The organism is Acinetobacter sp. AG1 (genome assembly GCF_001005525.1).
Classification (GTDB): domain Bacteria; phylum Pseudomonadota; class Gammaproteobacteria; order Pseudomonadales; family Moraxellaceae; genus Acinetobacter; species Acinetobacter modestus.
Window position 1 is genome coordinate 1 of sequence record NZ_LBMZ01000061.1, and the last position, 9,338, is coordinate 9,338.

Genomic DNA, 9,338 nt, shown 5'->3' on the forward strand with positions numbered 1-9,338 from the left:
TTCTGAATATCCTGCACATGAGTCAAATCATGGGACTGCTGATACTGCTCTGGTTTAGATTCATCTGTATAAAACTCCTCAACAATCTCCAAGCCCTCTTCACCTACCACCTCAAAACTGGCATTGCTATAACCTTGTCGTGCCACATGATCCAACGCCTCCTGATAAAACCCTGCCGCCTTGCTGTGTTCATCAATCTGTTTGGCTGAGCTAATTGCCTCTTGCAAATTAACACCATCACGTAAAGTCAGATCTACGTAATAGATCGGAGTACGATAACTTTGAGTGGTGCTTTTACCACGTAAAGTCAGTTGCAATGGTAAACATGAAAGTAAATCACCTGATGCCGCACTGTAATAACGTAGTCGCGCTGCCAAAGTACGAATGCTATTAAAGCCTGTGGTTCTAAAAATGAATGTGCCAAATTCATCCGATTCATCTAAATTCACATAAAGCCGACCATAAGGCTTACATAGCCCACCCTGCGCCAATGGACATAAATCAGGGGATGGGCATGGATGTTGTTCAATGCCATTCGACCCAAGTCGCTGGCAAATTTCTCCATTACCTGAACAGATTAAACGTCCTTTTTGTCGGTCAAACAGACTGTACTCTGCCCGTAGATTCAATTCGGGATCATTAAAGATCATACGGACGGGAATAGTTCTGAGCTTATGGTTTTGATTGGGTGCTTTGGCACGGAGTTGTTCATCGAGTGGATGTTTCACCCAGCCATCCTTATTTTGGATTTGGCTGGTAATAGTAAACTGGTCATCTTTTTCAGGCAGACGTTTACCATTCTTTTCGACGATTTTGCCAATACTAATACGACCTAAAACGGGTGGTGTAATTGCTAGACCTTTAATCATGGTGATGTCCTTTATATAGATGTATAAATAAAATTTTGGGCATAAAAAAATCCCATACCTGTTGGGGTATGGGATCGGTTGGTTTTGGTGTTGGTTAATTTGATACGTTTGTTTGAGAAGTAAATGCTGGATATGCGTAGCTGCCTTATCCACCATTCGGATAAATCTGAAAACGTCGTGTCCCTGCTTTGGTTTGTGGAAACTGCTGTAGATATTCAGGATGCTGTTTTAGTAAGGATTTACTGTCTAGGCTGATTGAGTCTTGTGCCTTCTTCCAAGTGACTGAACCGCCTGTGAACACCGCTCGCTCTGCATCTTTCATCAGCATTTGTAATTGATGTTTGAGTTCATCGAAATACTGTTGGTGTTGTTCAACTTTATGTCGTTCCTCAAGCAACTGATTAAATAGATAGTTGGCTTGTTCATTATGAGTCAGGTCTTCTACTGTTAATGGAATCTGTTCAGGGTAGAGTTGTTGTAGTGCTTTTGCTGCTGAATCCGAGGCATCTACACTGGGTGGAATATCCGATTTCACACATTGCCAGAAGTGACGTTCTGCATTAATGATGTGTTCAATGACAGTCTCGTTACGAGTCACCTTATAGATTTTGCTTTCATGTCCACAAATCAAGGCACAGATATGCGCGGCTTGTTTACCTGTCACTGCCAGTTGATGCTGTACCTGACAGAGTACATATAAAGGCACACCATCTCGCCAAAGCTTAGAACCATATTCCCCCACTGTTTTACACTCTAATATCTGAACTTCTTCACTACCCACTACGGCATAATCCAAGTTCGCCAACATGAAGTGTTTGTCTTCATCAGGGTGTTGCAGCACTGCATTGACTCGACGCACCTTATTATTGGTGTGCATGCTGTAGTATTCAGCGACCAATGGTTCAAGTTGTTTGCCCCAGTACAAAGGGGCATAGCCTGCACTTTCATCCTCGATGTTTTGTTGCATCCGACCTGTTTTGATCATCCACAGTTCCAGCATCGACATATACGGATTTAGTCCACAAGCGGTAGCGGCATCGCTGCTACCAATGCCCTGTTTTCTGACTTCGAGCCATTGCTGATAATTCATCTGCTTGGTGTTAGCGAGACGTTTGGCGACTGGAACTTTGGTTTTTCGTGGCTGCGTATTCGGTCGCTCTCGTTTGGTTCGAGTACCTACTTCAATCTGTTGAGTCGGTGGGTTTTGGGTGGGTGGATTCAGGTTTGGTGAATAAGGCTGTAACAGTGGATGATTTAAAGTGTTCTGAATCTGAGTATTCGTATTCATTAGCAATATTCCTGTATGGGTAAAAGCGTAAAAGCTGAATTTCGGGCATAAAAAAAGCCACATCGGGGATGATGTGGCGAAATGAGAATTGCAATGCTTGTTACGGCTTTACCGTATGTTTAAATTAATTGGCTTAGCTTAAATAAAACTGAAAATAATTTCAGTGAGTCAAATTGTTTTAAGCCACCATTCGCAGGGCTTGTTCAAGTCCTCGTTGTTTAATCGCTGCACCTGCACCAAACCATGCTGAATCGAGTCGATGATCAGTACTCATCGCTCGACGTTCGTGATCACAAAATTCTGTGATTGAGCAAAGTAAACCATACGCCGTGTCTTTGGCTGAACTCAATTCAGCACCTCGCCCATGTCCATTAAACATAGTCATCACCTTAGACATGGCTCTTCCATTCGGCTCAGTTTTATTATCAACTTTGGTTGTTGTGTTGATGCCTTGATTTGGCATGGCTGAATTGCGATAGAATTGAATGATGCTTTCATCTTGTTCTGCTGTACTCAGGCTAGTGTTGTTAAACACTGCATCAAAGTAAGCTGCTGCTTCTTGTTGGGTGACTTTACGTTGGCTCAGTTGTTTCATTTCATACATATGCTCATCCCATGCACGCACTGAAATCCCCAATTGCTGTTTAACTTTCTCCGCATCGAACTTGGTGCTGTGTGGGACTTTAACCACACCTGCACTATTATTCTGTCCCTTGAAGGCAATGGCTAAAGTGTTGTTACACACCACGCGGATGCTAGTGAATTGTGCCGTGGTGGCGAGTGTGCCATCACAGGCGGTTGCCAATAAAATATAGCCATTACTGACATCCTTACCTTTTAAGGCTGAGCTTTGTCCTGTACGTGCCAGTGCCCAGAATTTCTTACCTCCTTTGAGTACCCCTGCGGTTTCCAGTTCAAAGCCTGATTGTTCAGTTAGGTCTTTATAGAAGTGTAGAATTTCCATCGGTTGCACTTCCTGAAAGCGTTGACTCACTACCGATAAAGGCTCATGCGTGTCTGAGCGGTACAAGACGCGTTGCTCTTGATAAGGCAAGATCAGGTTTTGTTGTTTGTGATTTGCAGCCATATAACTGACATCCGAAGATTCAATCCGCCAATCCATACCTGCCTGTTGTGCCCAGACTTCGATGGGTTGGTTTGGAGTCAGTTGATTGCCCAAACCATGCCAAGGGGTTTGTCCAACAAATGCCATGGTTTCAACTAAATGTGCCATAAGAATCATTCCTATATAAAAGTGAAGTTGTTTAAAAATAAAATTGAGTAAAATCGGGTGTATACATTTGAGATTTGATACTGAAGCTTAAGCAGCCACAGCAAAGTTTTGTCCGCATTGCAGACAGCGGTAATGTTGGGCGGATTTATAATGCTGATAGAAATAATGCTGACTGACCAAGACCAATGTTCCACCCACCACCACGCCAATCAGTCCACCGATATACGGGGGAATGCCTGCTTCTTTTGCTAACTTGATACCCAGTGCAGCCATCGCTGGCGGTGAGAATGCATCGAGAATTTTTTCAAAATACTGCGGACTATTCGGTTGGGATTCTCTGAGAATCACCTGTTCAGAACGGCAATAAGGACAATGTATGCTGCTCATTACGGAAGTCCTGTAAGTAGATTTAGATGTTAATTTTTATGTCTGAATCTTTAGATTTTTCAGGCATAAAAAAACCATGCCCAATTCGGGCATGGTCTGTGTCTTTTTAGTGTGTTGAGTAAATCTATATTTTGGTTTTAGCCTGCTTATTTAAAGCTATAACTTGCTGCACCTTGATCAGTCTCAATATCGACCTTCACTACAGCATCGTAGGAACAGCGCAAGTACAGTTGTAGGGATTGTCCAATCTGGAAATAGGCAGGCAGCTTGATTGGATCATTGTATCGACCTGTATAGCTACAGCGTCCATTATTCACATCGACTTTGTTGAGTGTGATCGGTGCAGAGTCCACTGAACGTAAGGTCAAAATCACATAGGTACGGTCATACAATCCGCCTTGGCTATATTCCGTATTGATATTGACTTCCATACGATCGGGATTAAAGCCTGAACCACACCCTGTCAATATCAGTGGCAATGTGATCAAGACAGGCAGTAATAATTTAGTTAATCGTTTCACAATTCTTTTTCCTTTATTCGGTTTACTTTCTTGAATGTTAAAACAGCACCCAATCAGGTTGTGTCTTGGCTAGGTGCTGGGTCTTCAGAGAGGTAATATGTATTTGAAATTTCTTTATTCTGATTAAATATCCAAGCCATTCACGTTGGACAAAGCCGCTAGGAGCTACGATTAAGCGGATTCTAGAAATTCCTCCAAACAACTTCGTGCTTGGTTCAGTTGTTGTGCCTGTTGTTCAATCAACTGTCGGACTGCTGGAGGCAGTTGTTGGTATTGATCAGGATGGAAATCCGCCATCTTGCGACGGTAAGCTTGGGTCAGCGTTTGACGATCCAACTGTTCAGGAGATATTTCCAGTAACTCACAAGCCGCTTGTTGTGCTTGAGTCAAGGTAGTGGTCGGCATTGAATACGAGAATGCTGAAGTACGCTCTTGTTCTGCTTCGCCATGGCCCGTCATAAATACGGGAAATTGCGCAAGAATACTTGAAGCAGTTGCTTGATCAACATTGAAAGCTGTACTGATCTGAAAGAAATGACTTCGCGCTGTTTCAACCTCAAAGTTCCTTTTTTCCATCAACACGAGGACTTCTTCAAGCAAGCTATGGCATAGCTGTGGCGGCAGGCTGTTTTGAATTGAAGTGATTTCATCTAGGATTTCAAAAAAATCGAATTGATGATCTTGTTGCATGAACTGAGTGAGGAAGCTTTGATCCTGTGGATGGATAAAATCACGGTCAAATAACTGACGCATCAATGTCCTCATCTGCTCATTCCACTCACCTCGCCACCCCAGTAATAAGTAGGCATACAGTTTGATGATCGGTTGTAGATTGGCAATGGTGTGATTGCTTTGTTGATGTTTTTGCCGTGTAGATGCAGATGACAATGAATCAGTCTGTGTTTTATAAAGCGCACAATATTGATTCAGGAAATCGGCCAATAGCCTTAACCCTGCTTTTTCAGGTTGAGCCAAAGTCACTTTCACAGTGCCGTTGATCACTAACTGTTTACTGAGCATTCCCATCGCATAACTCACCGATGTGATTGCTTTCATTGGATAGGTATTTGCATTGGCAAAAGCTTCTTTGAAATAGATGCCTTGTGTCGTCAGACATAATCCATTTTTGCCCTGACCAAATACCGTTTCATCAACCAAGAGTAATACTTCTTCAGGCTTGGTCTTAGGAGGCAGATAGCTCATTGCACCTAGAATCTTGTTCATGGGAATCTGGGGTGCCAGGAAAATAGCGGGGTCCGCCTGTAATAAATCTAACTGCGGGAACTGTTGTTTAAATTGATTAAAGTCCATCATTATTTTTTCACTCTTCATCTTTGTGATCGTGCTTAGTTCGATGCAACCAATTGCCAGCCTGTCTCTGAATCATAAGGACGTAGATGGACGACCTGATCTTTGAGGAAGGACTGCTGATATTCATCATCAAAGCGTTCAACCGTGATCTGACAGCGATAGATGTCGTATTTGGAACTTGTCCCTTCTTGTCCTACAAACAGATTTCCAACCTGACATTGCTGTAACTTGATCTGGATCACTGAGGCATCTTGAGCATGTAATAACTGAAGCACTGCATCTGCTTGAGGCAATTCAGTCGGTGTGTGCTTACTGCCACATCCATACAGGCTGCCGAGTAACAACAGACCACACAGGAGTGGGATATTTGGTACGAATTTATGTTTAAAGATCGCTAACATTTACAGTGCCCCCTCAGCATCACTTGCCCCTGCATTGAGGCTGAGTTGTGTGATTTCTTCTTCAGTTGGCGGTCGAACTTCGAGTTTAGGCTCAGCTTGTTGCTGTTCAGGCGGATGGTATTGCTTGAGACCGAACTGGAAAGGCAGCTTTTGCTTGAGTGGGTATGGCTGTTCTGAATTGAGAGCTTTGTTTGGCTCATCTGCATTTAATGGGCGAGTGGTCAAATACAGTTGTGAGGGATTGATGGTGGCTAAGCGCAGATAACGATCATCATTGTTGTTGTGCTGATACAGAATGGCTTGTTCTAAAACCAATTGCCCTTGCTGCATACTCAGAATAAAACCAAGATAGTTTCGCTTATCTCGTTCATCTCGTAGATTGCCTAAAATGATTTCTGCATCTTTGGCTGAAGCACTAAACACTAAATTGAGCTTGGACACAGTCGAATCATAATAACCCGCAGCATTGGTACTAGATGCCTGTATGTGCATGATTTGCCGATCCGCATCATACTGGGCTGAGTCTTCAGTGGATGGGCTGAGTACATTGATCGCAATGGGATAAGCCAAATAATTTAAGGCATCTTCCAATCGTCCAAGCTCAACATTGAGATGGGCTGTGGCTTTTTTTAAAGTGCCTTGTTCTGCCTGAATCCGTTGCTGGTATTGCTCGGTAGTTTCAAACTCCCCTTTGCTCTCTCCTGCAACTGGCGTCTTCAGCATTCGTGCATGGTTAATCACTAAATCATTGGCACTAGCAAATAACGGATTGTTTGGAAATTCCAGTAGCAATTCTTGGTTGGGTTTTTCGATTCCTAAGACCAAGATTTGATTGGGCTTGAGTTGCAGTTTTTCTCGGAATTGTAGCAATGCAGATCGATTGCCTGATTGACCATGCAAATAATCACGGAAGCCTGAAACATCAGATTCGGGGAGTTGTTGTTGATTAAGAAAAGGTTGTATTGCTTTGGCTTCGACCAAAACAGGTCGATGTGTTGGTTCGAGTCGTTGACTGAGTGCTGCATTTTCGTCAGGGCGTAAAACTTCAGTGGAAGCATTTTTATTTCCACAGCCGATCAGTAAAAATGATCCGAGCACACAGACAAACAGAGGATGGAGATCCTTCATTTGTTTACCCCAGATAAAATTATTGTTTTGGTTATGCTGTTATTGGTCTAACGATGACAAAGCCGTACACAGCACTGGGGTATATAAAAGAATGAGAAATTAAGAGGATTTAGACGCATGGGCGACTCCTTGTGTAATTAAAGAGCTCTACCACATCACTGCTAAATAATGGTGGCAGAACGAAAGGGGTTAGCAGACTGGTACACAAGGACCCAGCACGCGCAAGCGCGTCCCCCTCCGTCCTACCATAAAGAAAAAGGGGGACGTAAGGATCCAGCACTAAAAGGCAAGCCTTTTAATACTCTTGTGTGAACGGTCTGCTAAAACCGACTGGCAATGTAGGCCAGCATCGAAAGGATAGCCCCCACTCTGTCTGCCGTCAAGCAGACAAAGTGAAGGGATATAATTGATGTTGAATTCACATACAGATTCAGGTTATGAATTGATTTTTAGCTTCTAATATTACTGAGTTCTGCGTATATTTTTATTGCAGTCAACATATCCAGTGCTATCTTCTCACCCAAAAATTACCGCTATATTCAAGTTTAATGAAGAATAAAAATATTATAAAATTTAATAACTAATGATAACTTGTACAAGCTTTTAAAGGAAAAAACATGTCGTGGAAACAATCAAAAGAGCAGCCACCTGAGTGGATAAATTTACCCAAAGTAAGCGAGTCTAAGTTAAGGACTAAGAAAGACATAAACGCTGATAGCAACATTGCAAAAAAATTAATTGCGTGGAACTTTGAGTTAGCAAAAAAACTCAAATATCCCTTGAATACGAAAGATCCTTTAGTAAACCAAATGCTGAAGCAGATTCAATCTAAACAGTTTAAAAGGATCAATATACAAGTCTCGCTCCACGAAGAGGGTAAACTTCAATCTACAATTATTCATTTTACAGAGGGCAGCATAATACCTGAAGCTTTGTTGAAATTAGTTCAGGAGTGTAATCCAACTGATATTCTCTTCTTAAGGAAATGTAAACTACCACAGCATAGCCTTATTCAGCTTAAAAGTGCCATTATCATTATTTTTAGCATTGTTATAGAACACTTTATTAGAGAAGATTTTCAAAGCAGCTTAAATATTGGGGAGGCCTTAAAACTCACTTTAAAAGAAATGGAGAAGAATCCAAGCTCGAATCAACAAAAAGAAATAGGAATCTTTGTTGGACTAATGGAAGTTTCAGAACTATTTGAAGATTATTGTGCCTTACCACAAGTCAATAGCATAACCCTACAGGAATTTCTTAATGAATTAGACATCATTAAGGCAGCAGTTAAAATTAAAGAGTTTAAAGAATTAGATGAATTTGAGAAAAAATATCCACCAAAAACTCCGCTCCACTCACGCATAAGACACATGTTAGTATTGTTTCAAGCAATCATCAACCAAGCGATTGATATAGGGTTACTAGACAAGTTTAAAATATCAACAATCCAAGGAAATGAAAATATTTCCATCGCAACCAATCATCTTTTATTAAATGAAAAAAAAATGCTCAGTCGACTGAATGGTGATAAACGTAGTCAACGTGCCAATCAGGGCAAGACACAAATTACCAACCGTATAAAGCAAAAGATCAAAGAGCAACTTAAAGCCTATTCCAACGAAAAATACAAAAGTATCAATGAAGCCGCAGAAAAATTAAGGGTATTGCTTACGGAAAAAATAACGCAAATTATTCATGCTGATCAGCAATCTTATCAGCACAATTTTCAATATAGCGAAGACCATTATTTTGAATTGCTTAAAAGTATTATCAGAGCAGATGCTGAATTAAAATCACAATATATTCGTAAACCATTAATAAATAATAAATAATAAAAAAAAATATTTTCTAGGAGAGTTCTCAACTCATTTTTTCCAGAAAAGTAAAGTTATTACCAAGCCCAAGCTAATGCATGTGACAGGTGCAATTAGTCGTTTGGGTGACACAAAATTTCTTCAATTTATATTGATTAAAAGTTGGTAATTATGTACATCAAAATCAATCCTGATTCACAGCAAAAATGTCTTTCGCAAGGGGCATTTTTAGCTCAATCACCCCAAAAAAAATATAGGATAATACTATTATTTACAATAGCTTATCTTCATCTTAAGTTAATTAAAACATACTTCACATTCAAAGCTTTGTCTACAACGCTAAATGTAATTCGAGTATGCTTACACAACCTAAGCATAATAACCT

General features: G+C 41.0%; 9 protein-coding genes. 1 reads left to right on the forward strand and 8 read right to left on the reverse strand.

Features of this window, described 5'->3' with window-relative positions; translation table 11 throughout:
* The 8 genes from AAV96_RS01070 to AAV96_RS01105 form a co-directional block, all read right to left on the reverse strand.
* Positions 1 to 869: hypothetical protein (locus AAV96_RS01070; protein WP_046737978.1), on the reverse strand; the 869-nt coding region annotated here is incomplete at its 3' end.
* 145 nt (positions 870 to 1,014) lie between these two features.
* Positions 1,015 to 2,157, reverse strand: coding sequence for a YqaJ viral recombinase family protein (locus AAV96_RS01075; protein WP_046737979.1), 1,143 nt, complete (start codon positions 2,155 to 2,157; stop codon positions 1,015 to 1,017).
* A gap of 178 nt (positions 2,158 to 2,335) precedes the next feature.
* Complete coding sequence (locus AAV96_RS01080) at positions 2,336 to 3,391, reverse strand: DUF932 domain-containing protein (protein WP_046737980.1); 1,056 nt, start codon at positions 3,389 to 3,391, stop codon at positions 2,336 to 2,338.
* Positions 3,392 to 3,478: 87 nt separating this feature from the next.
* Positions 3,479 to 3,778, reverse strand: a complete 300-nt coding sequence (locus AAV96_RS01085) for a hypothetical protein (protein ID WP_046737981.1) — start codon at positions 3,776 to 3,778, stop codon at positions 3,479 to 3,481.
* A 146-nt stretch (positions 3,779 to 3,924) separates the two neighbouring features.
* Complete coding sequence (locus AAV96_RS01090; RefSeq protein WP_046737982.1) at positions 3,925 to 4,299, reverse strand: hypothetical protein; 375 nt, start codon at positions 4,297 to 4,299, stop codon at positions 3,925 to 3,927.
* A 171-nt stretch (positions 4,300 to 4,470) separates the two neighbouring features.
* The gene (locus AAV96_RS01095) at positions 4,471 to 5,613 is read right to left on the reverse strand and encodes a J domain-containing protein (protein WP_046737983.1); all 1,143 of its coding nucleotides are present in this window, start codon (positions 5,611 to 5,613) and stop codon (positions 4,471 to 4,473) included.
* A gap of 32 nt (positions 5,614 to 5,645) precedes the next feature.
* Positions 5,646 to 6,011 carry a hypothetical protein gene (locus AAV96_RS01100; protein ID WP_046737984.1) on the reverse strand — a complete coding sequence of 122 codons (366 nt, stop codon included), beginning with the start codon at positions 6,009 to 6,011 and terminating at the stop codon, positions 5,646 to 5,648.
* On the reverse strand, positions 6,012 to 7,139 hold the full coding sequence (locus AAV96_RS01105; protein ID WP_046737985.1) for a hypothetical protein: 1,128 nt from the start codon (positions 7,137 to 7,139) through the stop codon (positions 6,012 to 6,014). It abuts the gene before it with no gap.
* Between the two features lie 617 nt (positions 7,140 to 7,756).
* On the opposite strand from AAV96_RS01105, the gene AAV96_RS01110 reads away from it, so the two are divergent.
* Positions 7,757 to 8,971 (forward strand): hypothetical protein, encoded by a 1,215-nt coding sequence (locus AAV96_RS01110; RefSeq protein ID WP_046737986.1) that lies wholly within the window; start codon positions 7,757 to 7,759, stop codon positions 8,969 to 8,971.
* The last annotated feature ends 367 nt before the right edge of the window (positions 8,972 to 9,338 follow it).

Bases quoted from the DNA above. Each gene is read 5' to 3' on its own strand.
- AAV96_RS01095 (WP_046737983.1), bottom strand. From the start codon at position 5,613: ATGATGGACTTTAATCAATTTAAACAACAGTTCCCGCAGTTAGATTTA.
- AAV96_RS01110 (WP_046737986.1), top strand. From the start codon at position 7,757: ATGTCGTGGAAACAATCAAAAGAGCAGCCACCTGAGTGGATAAATTTA.
- AAV96_RS01075 (WP_046737979.1), bottom strand. From the start codon at position 2,157: ATGAATACGAATACTCAGATTCAGAACACTTTAAATCATCCACTGTTA.
- AAV96_RS01080 (WP_046737980.1), bottom strand. From the start codon at position 3,391: ATGGCACATTTAGTTGAAACCATGGCATTTGTTGGACAAACCCCTTGG.
- AAV96_RS01100 (WP_046737984.1), bottom strand. From the start codon at position 6,011: ATGTTAGCGATCTTTAAACATAAATTCGTACCAAATATCCCACTCCTG.
- AAV96_RS01105 (WP_046737985.1), bottom strand. From the start codon at position 7,139: ATGAAGGATCTCCATCCTCTGTTTGTCTGTGTGCTCGGATCATTTTTA.
- AAV96_RS01085 (WP_046737981.1), bottom strand. From the start codon at position 3,778: ATGAGCAGCATACATTGTCCTTATTGCCGTTCTGAACAGGTGATTCTC.